Origin of the sequence: Actinoplanes nipponensis, from assembly GCF_016862275.1 — a bacterium.
GTDB lineage: Bacteria > Actinomycetota > Actinomycetes > Mycobacteriales > Micromonosporaceae > Actinoplanes > Actinoplanes nipponensis.
Genome location: NZ_BOMQ01000036.1, coordinates 120,200 through 144,236, shown reverse-complemented (window position 1 = coordinate 144,236; position 24,037 = coordinate 120,200). Strand labels below are relative to the sequence as shown.

The 24,037-nt window shown below is 69.7% G+C and carries 19 protein-coding genes, 2 tRNA genes and 4 pseudogenes; 12 read left to right on the top strand and 13 right to left on the bottom strand.

What is annotated here, in order from left to right; genetic code table 11:
• The first annotated feature begins 123 nt into the window (after positions 1-123).
• Positions 124-897, top strand: coding sequence for a CPBP family intramembrane glutamic endopeptidase (locus tag Ani05nite_RS15725; protein WP_203769029.1), 774 nt, complete (start codon positions 124-126; stop codon positions 895-897).
• 12 nt (positions 898-909) lie between these two features.
• Here the strand turns inward: Ani05nite_RS15725 and Ani05nite_RS15720 are convergent, their stop codons facing one another.
• The gene (locus tag Ani05nite_RS15720; RefSeq protein ID WP_203769027.1) at positions 910-1,587 is read right to left on the bottom strand and encodes a hypothetical protein; all 678 of its coding nucleotides are present in this window, start codon (positions 1,585-1,587) and stop codon (positions 910-912) included.
• 79 nt (positions 1,588-1,666) lie between these two features.
• Between Ani05nite_RS15720 and Ani05nite_RS15715 the strand changes: the two genes are divergently transcribed.
• From Ani05nite_RS15715 to Ani05nite_RS15685, 7 genes are all read left to right on the top strand, one after another.
• Positions 1,667-2,581, top strand: coding sequence for a hypothetical protein (locus Ani05nite_RS15715; RefSeq protein WP_203769025.1), 915 nt, complete (start codon positions 1,667-1,669; stop codon positions 2,579-2,581).
• Positions 2,582-2,665: 84 nt separating this feature from the next.
• A tRNA-Ser gene (locus Ani05nite_RS15710) sits at positions 2,666-2,756 on the top strand.
• 420 nt (positions 2,757-3,176) lie between these two features.
• On the top strand, positions 3,177-4,655 hold the full coding sequence (locus tag Ani05nite_RS15705) for a glycosyltransferase family 2 protein (protein WP_203769023.1): 1,479 nt from the start codon (positions 3,177-3,179) through the stop codon (positions 4,653-4,655).
• Positions 4,640-6,166 carry a polysaccharide deacetylase family protein gene (locus Ani05nite_RS15700; RefSeq protein WP_203769021.1) on the top strand — a complete coding sequence of 509 codons (1,527 nt, stop codon included), beginning with the start codon at positions 4,640-4,642 and terminating at the stop codon, positions 6,164-6,166. The genes Ani05nite_RS15705 and Ani05nite_RS15700 overlap by 16 nt, the downstream gene beginning before the upstream one ends.
• A gap of 30 nt (positions 6,167-6,196) precedes the next feature.
• Positions 6,197-6,952 (top strand): polysaccharide deacetylase family protein, encoded by a 756-nt coding sequence (locus tag Ani05nite_RS15695; RefSeq protein ID WP_203769019.1) that lies wholly within the window; start codon positions 6,197-6,199, stop codon positions 6,950-6,952.
• Complete coding sequence (locus tag Ani05nite_RS15690) at positions 6,949-7,758, top strand: hypothetical protein (protein ID WP_203769017.1); 810 nt, start codon at positions 6,949-6,951, stop codon at positions 7,756-7,758. The genes Ani05nite_RS15695 and Ani05nite_RS15690 overlap by 4 nt, the downstream gene beginning before the upstream one ends.
• 93 nt (positions 7,759-7,851) lie before the next feature.
• Positions 7,852-9,180, top strand: a complete 1,329-nt coding sequence (locus tag Ani05nite_RS15685) for a nucleotide sugar dehydrogenase (protein ID WP_203769015.1) — start codon at positions 7,852-7,854, stop codon at positions 9,178-9,180.
• A gap of 62 nt (positions 9,181-9,242) precedes the next feature.
• Here the strand turns inward: Ani05nite_RS15685 and Ani05nite_RS15680 are convergent, their stop codons facing one another.
• The 3 genes from Ani05nite_RS15680 to Ani05nite_RS15670 all read right to left on the bottom strand — a co-directional run bounded on the left by Ani05nite_RS15680 (position 9,243) and on the right by Ani05nite_RS15670 (position 14,561).
• Positions 9,243-10,493, bottom strand: coding sequence for a hypothetical protein (locus Ani05nite_RS15680; RefSeq protein WP_203769013.1), 1,251 nt, complete (start codon positions 10,491-10,493; stop codon positions 9,243-9,245).
• Positions 10,494-10,573: 80 nt separating this feature from the next.
• Positions 10,574-13,012, bottom strand: a complete 2,439-nt coding sequence (locus Ani05nite_RS15675; protein WP_203769011.1) for an Ig-like domain-containing protein — start codon at positions 13,010-13,012, stop codon at positions 10,574-10,576.
• Positions 13,013-13,262: 250 nt separating this feature from the next.
• On the bottom strand, positions 13,263-14,561 hold the full coding sequence (locus Ani05nite_RS15670; protein ID WP_203769009.1) for a hypothetical protein: 1,299 nt from the start codon (positions 14,559-14,561) through the stop codon (positions 13,263-13,265).
• Positions 14,562-14,842: 281 nt separating this feature from the next.
• On the opposite strand from Ani05nite_RS15670, the gene Ani05nite_RS15665 reads away from it, so the two are divergent.
• Positions 14,843-14,915: transfer RNA gene (locus Ani05nite_RS15665), tRNA-Arg, on the top strand.
• A 306-nt stretch (positions 14,916-15,221) separates the two neighbouring features.
• Here the strand turns inward: Ani05nite_RS15665 and Ani05nite_RS15660 are convergent.
• Together Ani05nite_RS15660 and Ani05nite_RS15655 are read right to left on the bottom strand one after the other, a co-directional pair.
• Positions 15,222-15,971 (bottom strand): DUF7662 domain-containing protein, encoded by a 750-nt coding sequence (locus Ani05nite_RS15660; protein ID WP_203769007.1) that lies wholly within the window; start codon positions 15,969-15,971, stop codon positions 15,222-15,224.
• Positions 15,972-16,016: 45 nt separating this feature from the next.
• Positions 16,017-17,150: a PDDEXK family nuclease gene (locus Ani05nite_RS15655; RefSeq protein ID WP_203769005.1), complete on the bottom strand. Its 1,134-nt coding sequence runs from the start codon at positions 17,148-17,150 to the stop codon at positions 16,017-16,019.
• A 289-nt stretch (positions 17,151-17,439) separates the two neighbouring features.
• On the opposite strand from Ani05nite_RS15655, the gene Ani05nite_RS15650 reads away from it, so the two are divergent.
• Entirely contained in the window at positions 17,440-17,745 is a 306-nt protein-coding gene (locus Ani05nite_RS15650; protein ID WP_203769004.1) for a hypothetical protein, read from the top strand.
• A 12-nt stretch (positions 17,746-17,757) separates the two neighbouring features.
• On the opposite strand, the gene Ani05nite_RS15645 is transcribed toward Ani05nite_RS15650, so the two are convergent.
• The 5 genes from Ani05nite_RS15645 to Ani05nite_RS42125 form a co-directional block, all read right to left on the bottom strand.
• The gene (locus Ani05nite_RS15645) at positions 17,758-18,279 is read right to left on the bottom strand and encodes a hypothetical protein (RefSeq protein ID WP_203769003.1); all 522 of its coding nucleotides are present in this window, start codon (positions 18,277-18,279) and stop codon (positions 17,758-17,760) included.
• A gap of 220 nt (positions 18,280-18,499) precedes the next feature.
• Complete coding sequence (locus Ani05nite_RS15640; protein ID WP_239130038.1) at positions 18,500-18,952, bottom strand: PPC domain-containing DNA-binding protein; 453 nt, start codon at positions 18,950-18,952, stop codon at positions 18,500-18,502.
• 527 nt (positions 18,953-19,479) lie between these two features.
• A complete protein-coding gene (locus Ani05nite_RS42130) occupies positions 19,480-19,674 on the bottom strand; it encodes a tyrosine-type recombinase/integrase (protein WP_377881240.1) in 195 nt (64 codons plus the stop codon).
• Positions 19,611-20,564, bottom strand: a complete 954-nt coding sequence (locus Ani05nite_RS15635; protein WP_307836703.1) for a site-specific integrase — start codon at positions 20,562-20,564, stop codon at positions 19,611-19,613. The genes Ani05nite_RS42130 and Ani05nite_RS15635 overlap by 64 nt, the downstream gene beginning before the upstream one ends.
• Positions 20,561-20,935, bottom strand: coding sequence for a hypothetical protein (locus Ani05nite_RS42125; RefSeq protein WP_307836702.1), 375 nt, complete (start codon positions 20,933-20,935; stop codon positions 20,561-20,563). The genes Ani05nite_RS15635 and Ani05nite_RS42125 overlap by 4 nt, the downstream gene beginning before the upstream one ends.
• 347 nt (positions 20,936-21,282) lie before the next feature.
• On the opposite strand from Ani05nite_RS42125, the pseudogene Ani05nite_RS15630 reads away from it, so the two are divergent.
• Positions 21,283-21,636, top strand: a pseudogene (locus Ani05nite_RS15630) (replication-relaxation family protein); the annotation flags it as partial.
• A 24-nt stretch (positions 21,637-21,660) separates the two neighbouring features.
• Here the strand turns inward: Ani05nite_RS15630 and Ani05nite_RS41050 are convergent.
• Positions 21,661-21,885, bottom strand: a pseudogene (locus tag Ani05nite_RS41050) (ERCC4 domain-containing protein); the annotation flags it as partial.
• A 464-nt stretch (positions 21,886-22,349) separates the two neighbouring features.
• Positions 22,350-23,184: pseudogene (locus Ani05nite_RS15625) on the bottom strand (integrase core domain-containing protein).
• Between the two features lie 373 nt (positions 23,185-23,557).
• Here Ani05nite_RS15625 and Ani05nite_RS42235 point away from each other — a divergent pair.
• Positions 23,558-23,959, top strand: a pseudogene (locus Ani05nite_RS42235) (HNH endonuclease); the annotation flags it as partial.
• Between the last annotated feature and the right edge of the window lie 78 nt (positions 23,960-24,037).

The window sequence follows — 24,037 nt, the reverse complement described above, 5'->3', positions numbered from 1 at the left end:
TCGCACGCGAAGTGCGATGTACGCCGCACAATTGCCGACACCCGGCGCGTCGCTCGCCCCGATAGGTCCGAATGTGCATGACCGTGGGCGCTCGCACGGCCCCGCCACTTCTAGAGTGGTCGCGTGACGGTAGCCCTTGATCGCCCCCCGGCCACTCGCCGCCAGCTCGGCCTCGAGGTCGCCCTCGTCCTGCTGCTGTCGCTCGGCCAGTCGGCCGTCTACTCGGTGGTCTCCCTGGTGGCCAAGCTCACGGCCAGCAAGCCCCTGTCCCAGCAGACCGCGACGCTGAACCCGTCCCAGTCGCCGCGGCCCTACCTCGACCTCACGTACCAGCTGCTCGGGATCGGCTTCGCCCTGGTCCCAGTGCTGCTGGCGGTCTACCTGCTGAGCCGGGACCGGCTGGACCCGGCCCGTACCCTCGGCGTCGACTTCCGCCGGCCCGCCGGCGACACCGGCTGGGGCATCGCCCTGGCGGCGGCGATCGGCCTGCCCGGCCTGCTGCTGGTGTACGAGGCCGCGCAGCTCGGCCTCAACGCGCAGATCGTGCCGGCCGCCCTGCAGCCGGTGTGGTGGGCGGTGCCGGTGCTGATCCTGTCGGCGATGCAGAACGCGGTCCTGGAAGAGATGATCGTGGTCGGCTACCTGACCACCCGCCTGCGCCAACTGGGCTGGCGGCTGGGCTACGTGGTGGCGGCGAGCGCGGTCCTGCGCGGCTCGTACCACCTCTACCAGGGCTTCGGCGCGTTCGTCGGCAACGCCGTGATGGGCGTCGTGTTCGCCCTGTTCTTCCTGCGCAAGGGCCGGGTCATGCCGCTGATCGTGGCGCACACCCTGCTCGACGTCGTCGCGTTCGTGGGCTACACGCTGCTGCCCAAGGAATGGCTCAGCTGGCTGTGACGCGCCCCGCCGTCACCGGGCGCCGACCTCGGCCCGGCTCAGCGCGCGGTAATGGACGGTGGCGCGGGCCGCCATCGCCCGGGCGGCGCCCCGGCTGGCCAGGGTGGCGGCCAGCAGGCTGGTGCCGGGCAGGAAACGGCTGACCGCCCGCACCGCCGCCCAGCCGCCGGCCTGGACAGCGACCATCCGGCCCAGCCGCCAGGCGACGTCGGTGAGCGCGGTGTGCTCGTAGCTGTGCTGCTCGGCCGCGGCCAGGGCGGCCTCGGCGTCCGCCCGGTCGGGGTGCACCCGGGTCAGCACCAACAGGTCGACCGCGCGCTCCCGGTCGGTGGGGTCGAGCCCGTACGCGGCGGCCACGTGCAGGGCGAGCTGGGCGTGCGTGACGGCGGCCGCGCCGAGCAGGGCGATCGGCGCGTAGGAACCGGCGACCGCGGCGAAGACGCTGCTGACGCTGCCGAAGCGGGTGAACTGGGCGGCGGCCAGCCGGGCCAGGGCGTCGCGGGTCGCGCTGGGATAGGCGGCCCGGGTGCGCTCGGCCCACTCCTTGGCGCGCGGGCCGATGGCCTGGGTGGCGGCCACCGCGAGAAGCTCGGGACTGTGGCCGGGATCGGCGATCACCGCGGCCCAGGCCTCGGTCCGGATGCCGGACAGCGCGTCCGCCACGGCCGCGGCGGCGGGCGGAAGGGTCACCCCGACGGCAGTCCCCGGCTGCCCCGGGGACGTCGTTGCGGTGCGGGCCTTTTCCTGTACGCCGGCAGCCAGGTCGGCGGTGGCGGCGGGCAGGAACTCGCTCTCCGCCGAGGGCGCGGAGCTCGCGCCGGATGTGGGCGGAGCGGGCGTCGCGGCGGGCTGGTCGGTAGGCGCGGTGCTCGTGGTCGGCGGCTCGTCGGATGCGGTGCTGGAGGCCGGCTGCTTGGCCGGTGTGGTGCTCGTGGTCGGCGGCTCGTCGGGCACGGTGCTCATGTCCGGCCGCACGACGGCCGGGGCGATCTCGGCTGCTGCTGCCTTGACGGTCGCCGCTGCCTTTTTGGCCGGCCTCGGCGCCTTTACCGGGGCTGCCTTCTTCGCGGGGCTGGACCCGGGCTGGGCCGCCGGCTTGGCCGGTTCGGTCTGCCGCGCTGCCGGGGCGGTGGCGGGCTGGGCGGGCTCGGCTGCCTGGGCCGGCTGGGACGGCCGGCGGGTGCCGGGGCGGGTCGTCTTCGCCGGCGCCACATCGGCCGGGGTGGCCTTGGTCGGGGGTGCGGCCTTGCGCGGCTGGCGCTTCGCCGGTGCAGTCCGGCTGCCGGGTGCCTCCGCGGCGGGCGGCGGTGCGGCCGAGGGCTGGGGGGCCGAAGGCTGGGCGGGCGAAGGCTGGGCGGGCGAAGGCTGGGCGGGCGAAGGCTGGGCGGCGCCGCGCGGTGCGGACTTCGCCGGGTTTCGCCGGGGGCGGGGCGACGGTGTTGCTTCCGGGGACTCTGCGCCCGTACCGGAAGAGGTTTTGTCGCCCGCCGGTGGCCGGAAGGTCACCGCCGGCGGCGCCTTCGCGGGTTTGGCCTGGGGAGTGGGCTGGTCAGGCGTGCTGAACGCGGGGTTCGACGTCCGCGGACGGCGCTGCTTCGGCTCGTTCTCCTCCATGCCGAGGCAGCCTAGTCGCGCTCCGGCGGTTTCACCTGTGGGAAGGCGGCGCGGCCGCCGATTTCCATGATCGGCGTGGCCGGGGGGCGACCTCTTTGCCGGGCCCCGGGGCGGTCCGGTATCCTCAACCGTCGGTGGCCTGCGAGCCGCCGGGGGAGACTTCGCCTAGTCCGGTCTATGGCGCCGCACTGCTAATGCGGTTGGGGTTTTATAGCCCCTCCCGGGTTCGAATCCCGGAGTCTCCGCACGACCGAAGAGGCCGTGAGCTGCTGCTCACGGCCTCTTCGCATGCTCACCCCCGCACGCCGCCGGGCCGCCCGGCGCTCCGGCGCCCGCGGGTGGCGCTTCCGGCTCCGGGTTGCGGCCGGAGCGACGTTGCGTTCGTCTCATCGCTAAAGGATTAGTCCGACAGTTCGCCCGGCCCCATTCGGTCGGCGGTGGTGACGGCACCAGTCGTCGAAACATTCCACTCGGAATCGCGAACCGCCATTTGGTCGGACCATATCCTGATCTCGTATTCCTCGTGCGAGTGACGCCGTTTTGAGGCGGATTCCCCCAGCTGATAGTAATGGTCGTGACCCTTCGGGAAATGGCCTTGCTGCCGCCGCCACATTTCCTCACCGGCGACCATTCGACATCCGGTCTCGACTCCTCGGAGAAATCCTGTGCTCTACAGTCCTGCTTCCCGTCTGCGCGAATCCTCGGACGAGGCCGACACCCTCGTCCTGGATACTCGGCGGGCTCCGGGCGGTGTCCACAGCGGTGAACCGGGACCGCCGGAGCCGGCCGGATCGGGGGACGGGGACGGCGATCGCAGCCGCGGCCTGCTGAAGCTGCTGAGCCTGCTGGGCGTAGCCGTGATCTGCGGCCTGATCGCCTGGCACGTCGGGGTGAAGATCCTGTTCATCCGCGGCAACCTGATCATGGCCGGCTACACGATCCTCATCAGCAGTTACGTGCTGAGCCGGTTCGGGCTGGCCGCGTTCTACCGGCCCCCGGCCGACCGCGGCATCGAGCCGACCGTGGCGATCATCGTGCCGGCGTACAACGAGAGCGAGGCGGTGAGCCGCACCATCCACTCCTGCCTGGCCCTCGACTACCCGCGCGACAAAATCGAGATCGTCGTGATCAACGACGGGTCGTCCGACGACACGTGGGAGCGGATGCAGGAGGCGGCGGCGCAGTACCCGCCCGGCGCGGTGCGATGTATCGATCTGGGCCGGAACATGGGCAAGCGCGCGGCGATGGCCGCCGGCATCCGCGCCACCAGTTCGGAGATTCTCGTCTTCGTCGATTCCGATTCCATGCCGGCGCAGGACGCCATCACCAAGCTGGTACAGGGTTTCGCCGACGAGAAGGTGGGCGCCATTTCGGGCCTGACCTATGTCCGCAACGCCGACACGAACAGCCTCACCCGGATGCAGGCGACGCGCTACTACGTTTCGTTCCAACTGCTGAAGAGCGCCGAGTCGGTGCTGGGCGCGGTCACGTGCTGCTCGGGATGCTTCGCGGCGTACCGCCGGTCCGCGGTCGTCGACCTGCTCGACGAGTGGGAGCACCAGCGCTTCCTCGGCGTCGAGTGCACCTACGGCGACGACCGGGCGCTGACCAACCGGGTGATCAAGGCCGGCTGGACCACCCGGTACGACTCCCGGGCCGAGGCGTGGACGGACGCGCCGGACGACTACCGGAAGTTCTTCCGGCAGCAGCTGCGCTGGAAGAAGTCGTGGAGCCGGGAAGGGCCGCTGCTGCTGGCGCACATCTGGCGCTCGCGCCTCAGGGCCTTGCCGTCGGTGGCCGTGCAGACGGTCGCCGGCCTGATGAGTCCCCTCGTCATCCTCTACAGCCTCGCGCAGCCGCTGACCCACGGGCGGTTCCCCGCGGTCTACTTCGTCGGCCTCTTCCTGGTGTCGTGCGCCTACGCGCTGGTGTACCGGATGCTCCGCAACGACGGCATGTGGATCTACGCGTTCCTCGGCACGTTCTTCTACATCGCGTTCTCGCCGCAGCTGCTGTGGGCGCTCGCCCGGATCCGGGACGGCAAGTGGGGAACACGGGACGACGCGGGCACCGGCCAGTCGCCGCCGGCCCCGCGGAGCGAAGCCGCCGACCGGACCATGGCTCAGCCGTGTCTGGCCGCGTGAGCCGCCCGCAGCGTCCCGGCGCCGCGGCCCGGGCCGGCGCCGCCCTGCTGCGCACGCTGACGGCCCTGGTCGCCGTGTGCGCGTTCGGCGTCGCGGTGATGACCTGGATCGATCTCAGCAAGCCGTTCGACCCGCCCAGGATCGCTCCGCTGCCGGTGGCCGCGGCGGCCACGACGGGAGCGGTACCGGCCTACCCCGGTGCGATCACGGTCCTGACGTACCACGACATCTCCGACCGGAACCCGTCGTCCAAGACCCTGACCCGGCGGGCCTTCGGCGAGCAGATGGCCACCCTGGCCGCGCTCGGCTACCAGACGGTGCCGCTCACGACCGTCCGGGACCTGGTCCGGCACAAGCCGGTGCGACTGCCGGCCCGCCCGCTGCTGCTGACCTTCGACGACGGCTCGCTGACCACGTGGACCACCGTCGATCCGGTCCTCGAACGGCACCACTTCACCGCGGTGGCCTTCCTGACCACGGACTCGCTGGTCGACCCGGGCACCCCGTCGTACTTCCTGTCCACCCGCCAGGTGCGGCAGCTGAAGGAGACGGGCCGGTGGGAGTTCGGCTCGCACAGCGCGGCCATGGAGAAGCTGGCGCCGATTCCCGGTGACGTCGGGGCGCCGCTGACCAACCGCCTGCGTACCGACCGCGGCGACGAGACCACCGAGCAGTGGCGTTCCCGGGTGGCCGGCGAGCTGGCCCGCAGCCAGCGGCGTCTGCAGGAGATGACCGGGGATCCGGCGGTGGCGTTCAGCTACCCGTTCGGGGACGCCGGGCACGGCAGCAACATCCCCACGATCGCCACCGAGCTCCCCGGACTGCTGGAACGGGGCGGCTTCGACATCGCCTTCGTCGGCGAGAACGTGCCGACCGGACACGTCGACGCCGTGACGGACTCCTCGCCGCGGTGGCTGCTCCCGCGCATCGGCATCCGCCGCACCACGTCCGTCGCGGACCTGCTGAAGATCCTCAAGGAGTCGATGCCGACGGCGATGCCGTCCGACCTCACCCGGCTGCGGTGGACCGGCCAGGACGCCGAGTGCCTCACCCGTCCCGAGTCGGTGACGGTGAAGTCGCGGACCGGCAGCTACGGAACCTGCGCGGTGCACGGGGTGAACACCAGCCGCTGGCTCAACTATGTCCTCGACCTGAAGGTCGCGGGACTCTCGCCCAGGACCACCGCGGTGATCGGTGTCCGCGACGGCGAGGGCGCGGGCCACTACGGACGGGTCGAGGTGTCGGTCGGGGTGACCCGGATGGTCGTCCGGCAGCGTGTCCACTCCGACCCGATCAAGGTTCTGCACACCTTCCCGCTGCCCAGCGCCACGAAACGGACGCTGCGCCTCGAGGTGCGTGCAGACGCGCTGACCGTACGGGTCGACGGCCGCCCCGCCGCGACGGTGACCTTCGACCGGCGCCTTCACGAGGGCGGCGTCACCCTGGCGCGGATCGGCTCCGGCGCGGTGACGTTCGAGCACCCGACGTTGGCCAACCGCTCCGCCCCCTGACGCTCCGGCCCGATCCGGGAGGGATCAAGCATGCAGAGAGCCTCTGGCAGCAACCGAACCTCGCTGTCCCGCACCGCGTTCGAAGGGCTGGTCGTGCTCGTCGCGCTGGCCGCGGCCGTGGTGGTCCACGTGTCGTTCCCGGAGCTCGGCAGCAAGCCCCCGCCGAAGCCGCAGGCGGTGTCGCTCGACCCGGCCCTGCTGCGGTCGGCATCCAAGCACAACCCGTGTGTCGCGGGCGAGGTCGCCCTGACCTTCGACGACGGGCCGGACGTCTACACCCAGCCCATCCTCGACGTGCTGAACGCGTACGGGGCCAAGGCCACCTTCTTCGTGCTCGGCTCCAAGGTGAGCCGGCGCCCGCAGCTGGTCCGGACCGCGGTCCGCGACGGGCACCTCGTCGAGAACCACACCTGGGACCATCCGCATCTCGGCGACCTGACGCCGGCGGAGATCGACGCGCAGATCGCCCGGACCCAGCAGGCGCTGCGGACCGCCGGCGCCCCGACACCGACCATGCTCAGGGCGCCGTTCAACGATCAGGACGACGAGGTCCGCGAGGCGGCCGCGCGGCACGGGCTCAAGCTGGCCCAGTGGGACATCGACACCAACGACTGGCGGGGCCGGCGCTCCGCGGACATCACCGACGCCGTCCTCGCCCGGCTGCACCCCGGCGCGGTGGTCCTGCTCCACGACGGGATCCAGGACCCCGCCAACACGCTGAACGCCCTCCCGGCGATCATCCAGGGGATCCGCAGCCGCGGTTACTGCACCGCCACCCTGTCATGAATGCGCTGAGGCGAACCTCCCAGGCGTTCGCCCTGACCGGGATCACACTGCTGTGCCTGCAGTCCGGGGCGGCCGACCGTACCCAGGTGTACCGCCCCGATCTGAGTGGACCGGACCGCCTGATAGCGAACGAATACGCGCACTGGAATCCGGGCGACCCGCGCACGGTCCGATCGCCCGAATGGGACGTGACCAGCGGGTCGCTCTTCCTGCGGGACGGTACGGGGTGGACCGGGCCGCCGGACGCGGCCAGGCCGGACATCCGCTCGGCCAACGGGACCGGGTCGAGTGTCTTCCGGGCCACGACCAAGCGCCACTCCTTCCTCGACGCCTTCGTCGTGCTGCGGGTGAGGAACCTGGGGCTGACCTCGCGGGGCCGGATGGCGCCCTCCTCCACCGACGGCATCCACGTCTTCCTGCGCTGGCACAGCCCGGAGGACCTGTACGTGGTGTCGCTCAACCGCCGGGACGAGCGGATCGTGGTCAAGCGGAAGACCCCCGGCGGCACGGTCAACGGCGGCACGTACGCCACGCTCGGTGAAACGGCCTATCCCGTGCCGTACGGCGCCTGGCAGACCTTCCGGATCGCGATCGAGAACACCGCCGGTCGTACCGTGTCGATATCCATCGGCAACGCCGACCGGACCCTGCTGCGGGTGGTCGACCGGGGCGGGGCGGCGCCACCCAATCTGACCGCCGGAGCCGTCGGCCTGCGCGCCGACAATTGCGATTTCCAGTTCGCCGACTTCCAGGTGCGTTCCGCGGGCACGCCGGCCGGCACGGTCATCGGCCATTCGGATAACTGAGTCGCGCTGTACGTCCAGGCGACCGTAGATCTTGTTATTCGTTCTCCAGATATGCTCACCGCAGACAAGGCTCGCCGCCGGCGCGACAGTTCCATGGCGACCGGAAATCAGCTTCAGAATGTCGGCCAGCGCACCGAGAAGGCCGACCGCCAGTCGGCGCCGGCGTTCCGTTACCGGACCGCGGTCGTCGGCCTGGGCTACGTCGGGCTCCCGACCGCCCTGGCCCTGCACTCGGCCGGGCACGAGGTGCTCGGTCTCGACGTCAGCGACGCGCGCCTGGGCGACATCCGCACCGGCCGGGTGGATCTGCTGCCGTCCGACCACAACCGCCTCGCGGAGGCGATCGGCGACGAGGGCCGGTTCGACCTCGTGGCCGACGCGTCCCGGCTGGCCGAGGCGGACACCGTGCTGATCTGCGTGCCGACCCCAATCGACCACCACCTGCTGCCCGACCTGTCGCCGCTGGCGGCGGCCTGCCGCACCGTGGTGGCCCAGGCCGTGCCGGGCCAGACGCTGGTGCTGACGTCGACCACCTACGTCGGCTGCACCCGGGACATGCTGGTCGAGCCGCTGCGCCGGCGCGGCCTGGTCGTCGGCAGCGACGTCTTCGTGGCGTTCGCCCCGGAACGGATCGACCCGGGCAACGACAAGCACGTCCAGCGGCAGGTTCCCCGGGTGGTGGGCGGCGTGACCGACGAGTGCGTGCGGCGTACCCGCCGGGTGCTCGAGGACTGCGCCAGCTTCGTGTACCCGGTCAGCAGCGTCGAGACCGCCGAGCTGACCAAGCTGTACGAGAACACCTTCCGGGCGGTCAACATCTCGCTGGCCAACGAGTTCGCCGACATCAGCCGCGGGCTCGGCCTCGACGTCACCGAGGTCATCGACGCGGCGGCCACCAAGCCGTACGGGTTCATGGCGTTCTACCCCGGCCCGGGGGTCGGCGGGCACTGCATTCCCTGCGACCCGCACTACCTGCTCTGGCAGCTGCGCGCCGACCGCGTGTCCGCGCCGCTGATCGAGGCGACCATGCAACTGGTCGCCGGCCGGCCGGGCAAGGTGGTGCAGCGCGCCCTGGAGATCTTGGCCGACCGGGGCCGGGCGCTGCGGGGTGCGCGGATCCTGATCCTCGGGGTGGCCTACAAGCCGGGCATCGCGGACGTCCGGGAGTCGCCGGCCCTGGAGATCATCGATCGGCTGCGGGCGGCCGGCGCCGAGGTGTCGTACGCCGACGACTTCATCCCGTCGCTGGTCACGTCGGACGGGGAACTGCGCCGCACCGAGCAGCCGGAGACCATGGAGTGGGAGCTGGTCCTCGCCCACACGCTCCACCCGGGCGCCGACGTGTCGTGGCTGAGCCGGGTCCCGGCGGTGCTGGACGCGACGTACCGGCTCCGGGAGTTCGACAACCGCGCGATCCTGTAGCGGGCCGCGCGATACGCCACGACAGCGGGCCCGGCAGCGCCGGGCCCGCTGTCGTGTGGGGGTCAGTCGAGGGAGGAGACCCGGTAACGGGCGAATTCGAACTCGGCGTTGTCGGCGCGGATACCCACCGCGCCGGTCCCGGTGATCGGTCCGCAGCCCACGCCCCGGTCGGTGGCCTTCGCCGCGAGCCGGCCGTCGATGCTCACGGTGAGCTCCACGCTACCGTCGGAATTGTCGCTGACGGTCGCGCCGACGGGCTGCCAGGTACCGAAACGGATCGGATAGCCCGGCTTCTCCCGGGTGAGCTCGTAGTACGTGCCGTCGTTGGACCGCCCGCCCGGGCACTTCTTCTTGATCACCACCGTGCCGTCCCGGCGGGCGACGCTGGCGTAGTACAGCCGGTACTGGCTCTTGTAGCGCAGGAACAGGTGGACGCCGTCCCACTCCACCGCGGGAGTGCTGCGGGTCGACGACAGCCGGCGGACCTTCAGCGTCGTCCGCACCGAGACGTCGCCGAAGGAGAAGTCGTGGGTGGTGAGCCGGAAGATGGCCGACCGGGTGCTGGTTCGCGATCGGGCGTCGGTCGGCTTGTCGTCGGGCACCCCCGAGTAGCCGTTGCCGTCGTGGGCGAACAGCGAGCCGCTGGTCATGTCCCACACGCGCGAGCCGGCGCGGCGCGGATCGGTCGGGCTCCAGAACGCGTAGTCGTTGGTGACCAGGCCGTCCCCGTCCGGGAAGGTCGGCCGGAACAGCACCTGACCGGCCCCGGCGGTCAACGTCACGTCGTCCAGGACCACCGTGCCGGCGGCGTCGAACCCGACGCCCACCCGGACCGCGGTGACGCCGTCCGGCACAGCCGGCAGCGTCACCGAGTACTGCCGCAGCGACGCGGCGGCGAACCGTTCGCCGGTGAACCAGGAGCGCCAGCCGCTCCCCGGCGCATAGGCGAAGACCACCGGGCGGGCGCCGGCGGTGGACCGCAGCCAGAACCGCAGGCGGTAACGGTCACCGGCGGAGACCCCGATCCGGCAGGCCGTGGTGGCGTCCGAGGCGAGGGTCAGCTGGGTTCCCGCCGGGCCACCGCCCTGCGCGTGAGCGGCGAGGCCGTGATGGGATTTGCGCGTGAGGGTCAGCCGCCCGAGCTTGCTGGACAGATCCCAGCACGCGAGCTTGCCGCCGCTCCAGCCGCCCTCGAACGAGGAATTCGGTACGGCGGACGCGGCCGCTGACGCGGGCCCCGCGGTGCCCGCCACCGACGCCAGCGTGGTGAGCAGCAGGACGGCTCCGGATGCCAATGTTCTGGTCGGACGCATGTGGTGTCTTTCTGGAAGTCGTGGCACAGCGGGGACGCCGGGCCCCGGGGCAGGTTCCCCGGGGCCCGGCGCCGGTCAGCTCAGGGTGCGGTGATGGTGATGGCTGCCGAGCGGGTCTCGTTCCCGGCGACGTCACGCGCCACGACCTGCAGCTTGTGCGGGCCGGCGGGCACGTTGGTGGTGTCCCAGACCCACTGGTACGGCGTCTTGGTGCGGCTGCCGAGGAAGACGTCGTCCACGTAGAACAGCACCCGGGCGATGCCGTTGTCGTCCGTGACCTCGGTCTTGTAGTAGGTCAGCGGGCGGCTGATGGTGGCACCGGCGTCCGGCGCGCTCACCCTCGCCGTGGGTGCGACCTTGTCGACCTTCAGGTCCAGCGTGTGCACGGCCTCGGCGTTGCCGGCCCGGTCCCACGCCCGGTACTTCACCGTGGTGCTCGCCGGGATCGTGAGCGGGCCGACGTACCGGGTGCCGTCGGTCCGGGTCGGCGTCGACCCGTCCGTGGTAACCATGATGAGGTCCGCCCCCGAGTCGGCGTCGGTGGCGCTGAGGCTCAGGGTCACCGAGGTGTTGAACCAGGTGCCGTCGCACGGCGCTGTGCCGCAGGAAGCGGACGTGACCGGCGGTGTGGAGTCGAGCTGATAGTTGCTGACCTCCACGGTCCGCTCCTCCGACTCACCGACGTTGCCCGAGGCGTCCAGCGCCTTGGCCTGGATCCGGGCCGGGCCGTCCCGGTGGGTCGTGGTGTTCCACGACAGCGTGTACGGCGCGGTGGTCGGAGCGCCGATCACTTCGCCGTCGATGGAGTACAGCACCCGGATCACCGAGTCGTCGTCGCTGGCGGCGGCGCTGAGAGTGACCGTGCCGTTGACCACCGACCCGCCGGCGGGAGCGATCAGGCTCACCGAGGGCGCTGTCGTGTCCAGCGGCACGCTGTTCGAGACGGTGAAGTTGAAGCCGGACGACAGCGTGACGTTGCCGGCCGTGTCGGTCGCCCGTGCCGTCACCGCGATCACGCTGTCGGGGTGGGCTGTGGTGTCGTAGGCGCACTTGTGCGGGGCGGTCGTGGTCCGGCAGACCTGCTCCCCGTTCACCAGGAAGTCGACGTGGTCGATGCCGGAGGCGTCGCTCGCCACGGCGGTGAAGGTCACGGTGCCCCGCGCGCGGGAGCCGTCGGCCGGCGAGGTCAGCGCCACCTGCGGCGGTGTCGCGTCGGTGTCCTGCACGCTGAAGTCGTCGGCCTCGAGCATGCCGGACGAGCGCAGCGACAGGCCGACCGACAGCGCGCCGGCGTCGGCGGGCAGCGCCGGAGTGGTCCACTCCGACTGGCGCCACGTCGAGGAGGCCGTCAGCAGCGGCGCCTGGCCGAGGAACTGCCAACGGCTCGAGCCGTCCCGGTAGTAGGCGACGGGCCGGCTGGAGCCGGCCGACCGGTACCAGCCGGCTACCCGGTAGGTGTGGCCGGGGACCACCTTCGGGGCGCAGGCGCCGAGGTCCTGCTGGGTGATGATGCGGCGGTCGCCGTCGGTGTACGCGTCGATGCTGACCCGCATCGCCTTGCTGCCGGTGTGGGGAGCGGCAGCGTTGGACCAGCTCGCGGTGTTGGCGCCGTAGCCGCCACGCTGCCAGCAGTCCGGGATCGTGTCGCCGTTGCTGTCGGTCTCCATCGACGTGTTCCGGATCAGCTCCCCCTGATCCTGCTGAGGCTGGGGCGCGGGACCGGGTACCGCCGCTCGGACCGGCCCGCCGATGACGTCGGCGACAGTCTTGACCACGGTGCCACCCGGCCCCCGCCCGGCGAGCCAGGAGGAGAAGCTGTCCAGCGTGGACGGCGCGACGGCGTAGGGGTCACAGCGGTCGCAGACGCGGTGCATGACCAGAACCACCCAGCCGCCACCGTTCTCCTCGGCCTGCAGCACGAGGTTCTGCATGGCCTCCAGCGAGGTACCCGGCTTGATCGACTCGGGCGTCGCAATGGCGTACGGGTTGACCGGAGGCAGCTTCTCGGCCGTCGGGCAGCCGTAGCAGGAGCCGGACGAGGCGATGCCGCCGACGATCCGGGCCGAGTTGTAGCCGCAGTTCTGGACGACCTGTTGCACCGCGGGGCTGTCGTCGCCGTACGGATAGGCGAAGTTGCTCACCTGCAGCCCGTGTGAGAGCAACGTCGTCCGGTCGTTGCAGACCTGCCGCGCCTGCTCATCCGCGCTCAGCGTGGGCAGGTCGGCGTGGGTGACCGTGTGCCCGCCGATCTCGTGGCCGGCCGACTGCAGGGCGGTCGCCTGGGCGACGCTCAGCCGGCCGGACGCACCCAGCAGGCTGGAGTTGAGGTAGAAGGTGCCCTTGAAGCCATAGCGGGACATGATCTCGGCCGCGTCGAGCTGGTCGCTCGACCCGTCGTCGTAGGTGAACGACACGGTGACCGGCGAGCGCGCCGCTACGGATCCGGTCTCGGCCTGGGCCGAGGGCTGCCATTGACGTACGAAAAGCAGCGTGGTGGCGAGCACAAGAGTTGCCGCCACCAGGAATGGTCGTGTTTGCCATCGCATGTAGATGCCCGTTCTGCTGGTCTGAGGGGACCTTTTGACCGGCCGGGCTTATACCTGATCGTTGATATTTGACCTGATTGCCGGCCTTCAACCGGTTAACGAGCGCTGGTGCGAAACGATGGCGCGACAGCCGCTAAAAGGTCCTGCGGCGGCAATCCTGACCGAACCGGCCGGGGCGGACAACACGTTCGGCGGAGGGCTGTCGCGCCCTCCGCCGAACTCGTCAGCCCAGGGCCGAAACGGTAAAGCCGGAGAATCGGAACTCGGCGTTGTCGCCGCGGATGCCGGTCGCCCCGGCCGCCCGGATCGGCGCGCATCCGACGCCGGAGTCGGTGGCGGTGGAAACGGTCTTCCCATTGCGTTGCAGCGCGATGAATACACTACCGTCCGCATTGTTGCGAATGGACGCGCCGACGTCCTGCCAGGAATTCAGGGGAAGGCTCAGGCCGCTGACCTCGCTGCTGCCCAGCGCGTAGTAGGCGCCGCCGTTGGAGGGCCCACCCAGGCACTTCTTCTTGATCACCACGTGGCCGTCCCGGCGGGCCACGCTGGCGTAATAGAGTTCGTACTGGCTCTGGTAGTGCAGGAAGATGTGCACGCCGTCCCAGTCGACCGCGGGAGTGCGGGAGGTCGCGGTGAGGCCGGAGACGTTGAGCTTCATGGCGACCTGAACGTCGCCGAACGAATGATCGCGGGTGTTGAGCCGGAAGATCGCCGATCCGGTGTTCGTGACCGATCGCACATCCGGCGAGCCGCCGTCGACCTTGCCCGAATAGCCGCTGCCGTCGAGCGCGAACAACGAGCCGCTGGTCATCTCCCAGTCCCGGGAGTCGGCCCGCTGCGGGTCGGTCGGATTCCAGTAGGCGAACTCGTTGGTGACCAGCCCCGACGCGGGGAAAACCGGCTGAAAGAGCGCGGCCGGCGCAGCCGGGGCAGTGGTCTGCGGCGCCGTGAGCACGGTCTCCGGCGCCGTCAGGTCGACGTCGTCGAGCACCACGGTGCCGGTGCCGGGAAAGGACAGGCCGACGCTGAGCCGGGTCACGCCGGTCGGCACGACGGGGAGCACCGCCGTGTAGCGGCGCAGATCCGTGGTGGCGGAGATCTTGGTGCCCCGGAACCACTCGGTCCAGCCCGCGGTGGTCGAGTAGCTGGACACCACCGGCTGGGCACCCGCCGAGGAGCTCATCCAGAAGCCCAGCGTGTACTGCCGGCCGGCCGTCACCGGAATCGGACAGGCCTCCGTCCGGTCGGTGGACAGCACCACCTGGCTGCCGGCAGCGGTCGTGCCCGTTGCGTGAGCGGCCCACGGGCCGCTGTGCGACCGGCTCGTCAAGGTCAGCTTCGCGGCCCCCGAAGGGCCGGTGTTCCAGCACTTCAGCTTGCCGTCCAGCCACCCGTCGCCGAACGAGGAGTTCGGCACCGCCACCGAGGTGGTTCCCGCGGCGGCGGCGGGCGTGCCCACCAGCCCGGCGAGAAGGCCGGCAGCCGTCGCGGCTACGAACAGTGGTCTGGCAAAACGCATGGTTGCTCGCCTTCGATCGATCGAATCGGTCCGTCCCTCCTGAGGCCAGTCGACTGCTGAGCGGGAACGATTGATCGCGGTACGGGAGCCGGCGAGGTGCCGTTACGGTGCCGGGACGCCGGGGTGGTCCGCACCACCCCCACCGGCCCGCGGGTCCGATCGGCGCCGTGCTAGAGTCGTCGTCTAGCAGGCCAGGGCGCACCTACGGCCGCGACCTGCGAAAACGTGACCGCGACTCGGTTGGCGCATCATCGCGCGCCAGGTGGGTGGGGGTTGTGCAAGCGCCCGTAGCTCAATGGATAGAGCATCTGACTACGGATCAGAAGGTTAGGGGTTCGAGTCCCTTCGGGCGCACAGACTTTAGAAGGCCGTCACCAGCGGGAACGCGGGTAGCGGCCTTTCTCGTTCCCATGATTGGCGAGCCGGTTCCCGGTCTCTGGGAGCGTGGTGCTCGGATGGTGCTCCGTCGATTCGTGACGGAGGGTTGCTGCCGCTGTAGTCCGTGGGCAGCGAGCTGATGCGGACGGCTGGGCACCACGGCGGACGGCACCCAGCGGCTATCCGTTGTTGCAGGGAGGCCACCGATCTCGCGTGGGTTCGCGGTATGCGCGCCGCCTCGTCCGGTCGAACGAGGTTGGTGGCCCAGCGCCATCGTCCTCCCTAACCCAGGGAGACTTCGCCGTCCCCGGCGACGAAGAGCACGTCGATTCCAGCCCAGTGCAGGCTGGTCTTCGTGCGCTGGAAGAGGCTGCGGTAGGTGGGCACGTCAGGAAGAGCGATTGCGACGTCGACGTCCGGCTCTTCGTCGCGGATCAGCATGCACTTGAGTACGGCTTGGGCGTACCAGTGCCTTGCCTGCGTCGTGGGCTGGGTGGGCTTGAGTTCGCCGGCTCGGCGGGGGTCCGCGTAGGTCAGGCTGGGGTATCCCTTGACCTCGACGGCGAGGGTGCGCTCGTGGCGGGTTGCCAGCACGTCCGTCCCTCGTTCACGGTTGGCAGTGTGGGCTACTCGGAGGATTCGCCAGCCCTCCTTGACCAGGTACGCGACGAGGCGGCCCTGCACGGCCTCCTCGGTCATGTCGGAGCCGAGGTTCTGCTGATTGGCCTCTCCCCGCGTCCTTGGCGTGCCCCCGGTGGCCGGTTCGACCTTGCGGGTGGCCAAGTACGCCCCGCCGACCGTCCCTCGGGCGAAGGTGACCCGCCCTATCGTCTGGTCGACGGCCGCGACGTGCCATCCCGCCGATCGCCACGCCTGGGCCTGCACCTTGGAGTCGTTCGCCCACCAAGCGCGGTGTTCGTGGGCGGAGGGTGGCAATGGCCCGACCAGCGTCTCGACTTCGTCAAACGTGAGGACGACCTCGTCAAGCTGCCGGGATGCCGAAAGGTCTCGGAGAGGGTCGTACTTACCCATGTGCTTCCTTCACGACTTCACCGGCGGAGCACGTGCTGGTGGCGATCACGTCGGCTGCGAGGCGGACGGTGGCGTGGTTCGACCGCGTGACTCGCCTGATGGAACGGAACGAGGAGCCCCGGCCGCCTCCTCGTACGCGGATGTGAGTGCCGCCAGTAGTCCGTCGGACACCTCGTGAATCCGTCGGCCCGCAGCCATCTCGACGCCCAGTTCCCTGTTGACCGCCAGGATGCTGGCCGGCGCTCGCCGTTGGAAGACACTCGGCCAGAGCTGGATGCAGGCGGTCTTCGGATCCAGGTAGATGGTGACCAGTCCCGCGTTGTCGCTGCGGATCCTCGGTAGCAGTGTGGTGATCTGGTTCTTGCCACGGTAGGTCTCCAGCTTGATCATCGGCGAAGTGTTGAGGCTGTCTGCCCAGGTGAGCAGGCGCTCCAGCAAGGGTCGGAACTCGCTTGGCGCCTCCGCTATGGCTGCGCGGAAATCTTGCGACCCCGGTTGAGCAGCGTTCGCCTGACGCGCTGTCGCCTCGGCGGACGACAGCTCCGCTTGCCGCCGGCCTGGGTCGATCCGTTGCGGTATCAGGACCTTGGACGAGCCGACCTCGTACGACGAGATCGTCAGCAGATCGATGATGACCTTGTCAGTCACCAGTTCGAGATAGCCGACGAGTTGGACCAACTCGTCCGGCACCTGATCTAGGACGATGACCAGGCGGAATGCGCCCGCGGAAAGGCTGGCGGCTAACCCGTCAGCGAACGCCGCCTCGTCGAGCGCGGTTTCCTGATCGTCGTTGTGGACGGCTTCCCAGATCGTGCTGTTGCCCTGCCGTGACAAGTGCACGGCCAGGGTGGCCGACTGGAGGTATTGCGGGTCGAGGCCTTGCAGGTAGGCGGCGTAGGAGAGGATCTGGGACACGACGGCACGGCGGGCTTCGGGATTGTCGGCGAGTTTGATCTCGATGACGACCAGTCGGCCCGACGACTCCACCGCCACGATGTCGGCCCGCCCCGCCCCGAGCTGTACCTCAGTGCCGAGGACCGTCAGCCGGGGTGAACCCGCCAACGGCAACATCTGCGGGCTCTGTGCGACAAGGTCTTGCAGCACTTTCTCCGCGGCGTATGGGCTCGCCGCCAAAGGCTTCCAGGCACCGGCATGGTCGAGTCCCCAGACGAGTGTCATCGACGGACGGTAACACTTTCTTCGGTCCTTTCTCTGCGGGCCGCGGCGGTCCGCCTTTCTTCCAGGCGCCTGCTGGATCAGTACTATTCCGTCGTAGCTCTCGGCGGTCGACTTGACCGTTGCGAAGAGTGGAGCGACCGTTCGTGCACCCGGCCGCCTTGCGGCCGGCACCGTGGCAAACGGTCCTACGTAGGACATCGCTGTGGCAGCGTCGCCGGACCTCCCGTTTGGGAGGCCCGGCGCGTGGCGCTCAGGCTGCCGTTGTCCCGTACCGGCGGCTGTCTACCGCTTGAGCGAATCCGCCGCTTGCTGGATCCATGTCGAGCCGGTGGCCCGCGAGCCGAGTGAGCAGCGGCTCTATCCGAAAGCGCAGCAGTCGTTGGTAGCGGACGGCGTAGACCGCGACGTGGGTGACCGCGTGGCCGTCGACATGGGCGAGGAGGGCGTATCCGATCAGCTGGTTGATCAGCTGGAGGATGTAGGCCTCTCGGTCAAGTCGCCCGCTTTTGACCTCCAGTACGGTTCGGCCGACCAGGAAGTCGGCATGTCGTTGTCCGCCGAGCAGTGGTACCTGGGCGGTCGCGTTGCCGTATGACCTGAGCGCTGTCTAGAAGCCGCCGCTGTAGCTTGCCCAGAGGTCGTCGAATGCGCGCCGTTGGGGGTTCGTCTCGCCGATATGGCGTGGGAGGGCGTCCGGATGCCGGCGAAGGAAGCGTGCGATGACTTCCGGATCGACTCGGCCGCCCCATCGCGGGTTCAGGAGCTGATTGATCTGAGCCAGGCGGTAGGCGACGAGAAAGACGTTGCCCGGTGTCGGTGTCGGTGTCGGTGTCGGTGTCGGTGCGGCGCAGGCCTTGTCGTACCCCGCGAGCCGCAGAAGCCGGGCAGCGCGGTCATCGCTGAGGAGGCGGAACAAGTTGAGGTATGGAGGCTGGCCGCAGAGGGATAGGCCGATCGCACGTTCCATGAGGTCCCCGAAGAACGACTTGTCGGCGACGTCGACCGGAATGGCAGTGTGGCTGCGCAGGTCTGCGCCGATTTCGGCGCAGAAGCCGTACCGAAGCGGAAGAGTCCGGTTGAGCCAAGCTTCAGCGGGGCTCTCCGGTGCCTCGTGCGGGTGTGGTGACATGGTGTTGTTCCTCTCGCATCGGGCGGCGGCGGTGAAGCCGCACGCGGTAGCGAGACGAGCGATCCGTCGATGCAGACGAACGCGTGGAAATAGAGAAGAGAGTGCCGCGAGCGGTCTTCAGCCCTCGGCACGACGGCCGCGACGGGCTCCGCGAGAGGAAGCGGCGAGCCGAAGCTCGTTGAGTCAGCTGTAGGGATGCGAACGGACCGCTGTCCCTCGGTCACCGTAAGCGTTCCCGGCTTCCCGCGCAATGCCCGTTGTAGTCATGGCACGGTGAACGTCTACTGCAGGCCGCTACACCCGTGGCCGCCGATCGGGCCGAGGGGTGCTGATCGGTTGGCGCGTCAATCGGCGAGCGGCGTGACGTACGCCCGGACGAAGAAATCCTGGACCGTCCCGCGTGGAGGTGGCCGGCCACGATCAGGTCTTCGCCCGCCAGGGTGACGTGAACGTGGACGCCGTCGTTGGTGATCTCACCGGTGCCGGTGAGCTCGAAGGGCTGATCATACTCACGGAGATAGTCGGTCTTGGGCTGGTCCTTCTTCATCACGGAGACCGTTGCCCGCTGAACGGCTCCAATGAGGCTGATACTCGCCGCGGTGATACCGCGCCTGGACGCCTCACGCGCGATGGTCTTGATGACTTCCTGGTTGCGGCTGACCTGCACGAGCACTGTGCTCAAGGAATTCTCCTAGAAATTAGTGGGGTCGACACCGGCGAGGGCTGCTCCGACAGCGCGTACATTCTCGCAACGTTGCTCGGTACGCAAGCTTGTAGAAGGGGCGTCCATAGCGGCCGGCTCGGGTGGCTTCGCGCCAGTATCAGCGTCGAGCAATACCACGCTTCGCTATCTGCCCCGGTTCGACAGCTCGGCTGCGAACAGGCGAAGCTGATCTGGGTCGCTAAGCCGCGATCGGCTGGACACCAGATTTGCGGCGCTGTCCCACGAGATTCGAAGCACGCGGTGGATTACTGCCGCCAAATAGAGGCGGCAAGTCTCGCTGTCGGCATGCAGAACAGAGACGCCTCGTTGTCGATGGCCGGTGAGCCGATCTTGGCCAGGATGCCCACAGCGTTTGCCGCGGCTCTGCCCAGGATGTGGTCAGAGATCGCCAATGCGGACCCCGGCTCCTGGAAAGACCAGATGGCGCGGCCGCTCGGTCGTGGCAAAGGCATCGCCAGCAGAACTGAGCTCAGCGCTCATACCGCCTTGCGGAGAATGAGGTTCGCGGCAGCATCCGCGTTCGGTCGGCGCAGTTCGAGGATGACCGAGGTGTAGGTGTCCGAGGTGAGCCCGATCGTGGAGTGCCCGAGTACCTCTTGGATCTCTTTCATGTCGGCGCCGCCGTGCCGGAGGTACGTGGCGGCACAGTGGCGCAGGTCGTGCAGCCGCACTGGCGGCAGGCCGCTCGCGGTGACGAGGTAGTCGAAGCGGTCGCTGACGATCTGGGATGCCACGGCTGCCCGTCCGGCCGGATGAAGAAGAACCCGGTGTTCGGCCACGCGTCCCCGCTGGCCTCCTGCCATCCCTGCCGCATGTTCAGGTACTCGGCGAGCAACGCGACGGTCGTCGGCCCGAGCGGGATGATGCGGTCCCCGGCGTCGCTTTTCACCTTCCGTACGACCGGGGTGTAGCCGACGGTGGTGATCTGCTGGACCACGGTCAGATCCGCCTCGCCGAGGTCGACGTCGTGGTCGCGTAGCCCGCACGCCTCCCCGCGCCGCAGCGCCCGATGCAGGATGAGCGCGAACAGCGGGTACAGCACGGGGTCGTGCCGCTGGGCGTAGTCGAGGAACTGCCCGGCCTGTTCGGGCCGCCACACCATCACCGGGCTCGGCCGTTCCCCACTCGCCTGCCACCACTCGATCGCCTTCGGCGTCCACACCCGCGCCTTCGGTCGGCTACCGGCCTCGAGCTCCACACCGAGCGCCGGGTTGGCCGGGATCAACTTCGCCCGGCGTACGGCGTCGTTGAGCGCCACCCGCAGCGTCGCGTACAGCCCCCGCAGGCTGGCCGCCTTCAACGGCCGAACACCGCGGAACTTCATCCGTACGATCGGATCGTCGCTCGCCCGTCCGGCGCGGATCTCTTCGTTGCGGGTGTGGAGCGCGGTGAACATGGCCTGGATGTGGCTGGCCCGCAGGTGCTGCAGCGGAATGTCGCCGAGGTGCGGGATGAGGTAGGCGCGGATGTGGTCGCCGTATCCGCGCACGGTCTTCGGCGAGAGCCCCCGCCGCCCGGCGAGCCAGGTGGTCAGGTACTCGCCGGTCGTCACGGGCGTCATAGCCGCCACACCTGCCGCACCCGGGCAGCGACGGTGTCCCGGTCCGGCAGCGGCGTGCCGCTCTTGCAGGCGTAGAGCAGGTCGCCGATCTGCACCGCGAGGTGCTCGTCTCCGCTGGCCAGAGCGAGCAGCGATCGGGCGTGATCGAGTTCCGAGCGGGCAGCGTCGCGGCTGTCGAGCCCACTCCGGCGAAGTTGCCGGCGGCTGCGTCCCGGCGCGGTCGGCAGCTCGAGCTGGTAGCCCCAGGTGCCGTGGATGGTGCTCCACGAGCCGCCCGGCCGGCGCAGCTTCGGGCAACTGGCGTTGAGCCGTTTACCCATCGGCAGGTGTTCGCCAGAGCTGACAAAGCCCGGTTTGAGGGATGAGGACATCCGGCGACCACCGCCGCCGCGGCAGTGACGCTGCCTTAGCGCGCAGCTTGCCGGCGCGCTCCATCTTGGGGGAGGCGCGGGAGAACCGCCGACTCGTCACGGACGTCTTCGCCGTCAAGCAGCTTCCGTTGAGGAGAACTCTCGTGCGACCAGCATCCCGGCCATCGACCGTCTCGACGTCCGTTCAGGCGTCAGTGTTGCCGTCAGCGTTAACGTCAGTCTTCAACCTGACCCCCGAACCGACCCGCAGGACCGTCTCACAACCCTGGTCAACCCGCCTGTCGCCGGGGCAGCCGTGTCCTCCGACAGACCCTTCGACTATTCGGGTCTTCCCCCGGGAGGACGCCATGGATGATCCCGTCCTGCGCGTGCAGTCCCAGCTCACCGCCCGCGACCGGATCCTTCTCGGCTGGTTCTACGACCACGGCGTCCTGACCACCTTCCAACTCGCCCACGCCCTGTTCCCGTCCCTCGACTTCTGCCAGCGCCGCCTGCGCACCCTGTACCAACTACGGCTGGTCGCCCGGTTCTGGCCCCAGCGCGCCGACGGCGGCTCCTACCCGTACCACTGGGTCATCGACCAACTCGGCGCCGAGGTCGTCGCCGCAGCCCGCGACGAACGGCCCCCACGCCGCGACCACGCCCGCGCGGAACGGCGCCAGGCCGTCGGCCACCACCGCGGGGCGGACCCGCTGCTGGGCGAAGATCTGCGAGTAGCGGTCCTCCACCACCAGCGCGGCGCGGGGCAACGCCGCCAGGTCGGCCAGCGCGTACCGCAGCTTGCCGCCGGTCAGACTGGCCACCAGATCCACCATCGACTTGCGCTCGACCGCCGCGACCAGCCGCCCACCCAGGGTCAGGCCGTAGTCGCCGCACGGCAGAGCCCGACGGACGGTACGGACCTGCTGGCCCGCGAACCGGTACGGGTACTGCTCGTGGGAGTCGACCACGATCTCCAGCTCGGCGATGCCGGCCGCCCGCGCGGTCGGTGTCCGCACGTTCGGCCGCGCCTGCTTCCGCGTCCGCGCCGACTGCCAGAACACCGCCTCGCAGCCGCGGGCGGTGGTGAACACCAACTGCGACCTATTCTCCCGGCCCCGGTCCAGCACCAGGTCGATGGCCGCGCCCCGGCGCACACACGAGCGCACCGGCACCTGCTCGACGATCTCCGGCGCTGCGGGCCACTCGCTTTCGGGCACCAGGTAGCAGTACAACGCGTTGGTCCGCGGCCAGGTCCCCGCGGTCCGGAACACCAGCCCGGCGCCGAGCGGAACCCGCAACAGGTAGGGCAGCCGGGACTCCGGATCCGGGTTTCGCGCGATCAGCAACTGCACCCGACCAGTGTCAACTACACCAGGCCAGCAACAACGTCAACCGCAAGGCATGTCGGCGTACGAGGACGTCGTACGCCGGCCTAGGTGTACTGCCCAGGCAGGTTGGTTAAGCGGGTGATGGGTGGCTGCTTGCCGATGGCGGTGTGTGGTCTGTGATGGTTGTATTCGTGCAGCCAGGCTGGTAGTGCTCTGCGGCGGGCTGACTCGCTGGAGTACATCTTTTTGAAGGCCCGGCCTTGGGTCATGGTGCGGTGGAAGCGCTCGATCTTGCCGTTGGTCTGCGGCCGGTAGGCGCGGGTCTTTTTCGCGGTGATACCGAGTTGGGTGCAGGCATCGCGCCAGGCGTGGCTGCGGTAGCAGCTGCCGTTGTCGGACAGCACGCGTTGGGTGCTGACACCACGCTCGGCGAACCAGGCGACGGCGTTGCGCAGTACGGTGACCGCGGTGGCGGCGGTCTCGTCGTCGTGGATTTCGGCGTAAGCCACGCGGGAGTGGTCGTCGATGACGGTGTGGACGAACGCGGTGCCCGGCACGGGTTGGCGGTACTTGTTGCGCCGGGCGTCAGCGGTGGTGTTCCGGTTCTTTTTGCCTTGGGCGCGGCCGAGGTAGCGCCAGCCGCCGCCGTCGGGGATGTTGCCGAGTTTCGACCGAACCCAGACGGTGCTTCAAGCGCAGGTGCACGATCTTGCGGACCGCCGGCTGCGGAGTGCGGTTCGGCTGTGACGCCGGCCGAGACGAACGGTCGCGCATACCGGCCGCGCCGAGTTCACGGTAACGCTGCGCCCAGCGTTTCGCGGTCGGCCAGGCCACGTCATAGCGTTGCGCGGCGCGCGCGATCGGCCAGCCCTGCTCGACGATCAGCCGGGCCAGACGCAGCCGCGCGCGTGGGGTCAGCGCTGCGTTAGCGTGTGACACGAGGACCTCCTGGTCTGTGGTGTGGTCGCCTTCAGCAGCTCCACTCCACGACAGGAGGTCCTCTCTATTCAAGATCTGCGCTCAGACCGATTCGTCACACGATCTCGACCAACGTGCCTGGCCAGTACACCTAGCACTTCCACACCGGTCGCTGCGGAGTGCCCCAGGGCCATCGTGGCGGCCTACCCGTGGTGGTTCAGGAGCGCGCGCAGGAAACGCCATAGCCGCGAGGAAGACGATCCACGCGCCGACCAGGCCGCCGAAGCAGATCAAGCCACCCTGCCGGGCCGAGTGATCGACCTGAGGCACACGTCGCCGCGATCGGCCAGCGCCGACCGGGCCTCCGGGCCGTCCCGGCGGAGCCTTGCGGGGCGCGCAACGGCCGCCCGCGGTGCGCGAATCGGCGGCGATCATCCAGGCGTGGGATCGGCAGTGCGCGTTCTGCGGCTTTGACGGCCAGATCCTCGGCGCGACGTCGGCATCGACGCCGCACACGTACCCTGGTTCGCACTCGACGGTCGGGACGAGCCGGACAACGGGCTGGCGCTGTGCGCCCTGCACCACAAGCTGTTTGACGGGGGCGCCCTCGGCCTGGACCCGGACGTGCGGATCCTGGTGTCCGCCAGCTACACCTCGCGCACCACGGCCGCCCGGGCCGCTGTGCTACCTCCACGGCAGCTCCGTGCAAGCCCGTCCTGGCACTGTCACGTCGGCCGAGCAGCACCTGGACTGGCACCGGCGCCTGGTGCTCAGAAGGCAGCACCTCGGAGCCTGACCGTACAGCGAGACCCGAGCGCCCGACTCCTCCAACCGATTCGCCTACCGCGGCGCTTGCCCCGGAATGCCGCTTATG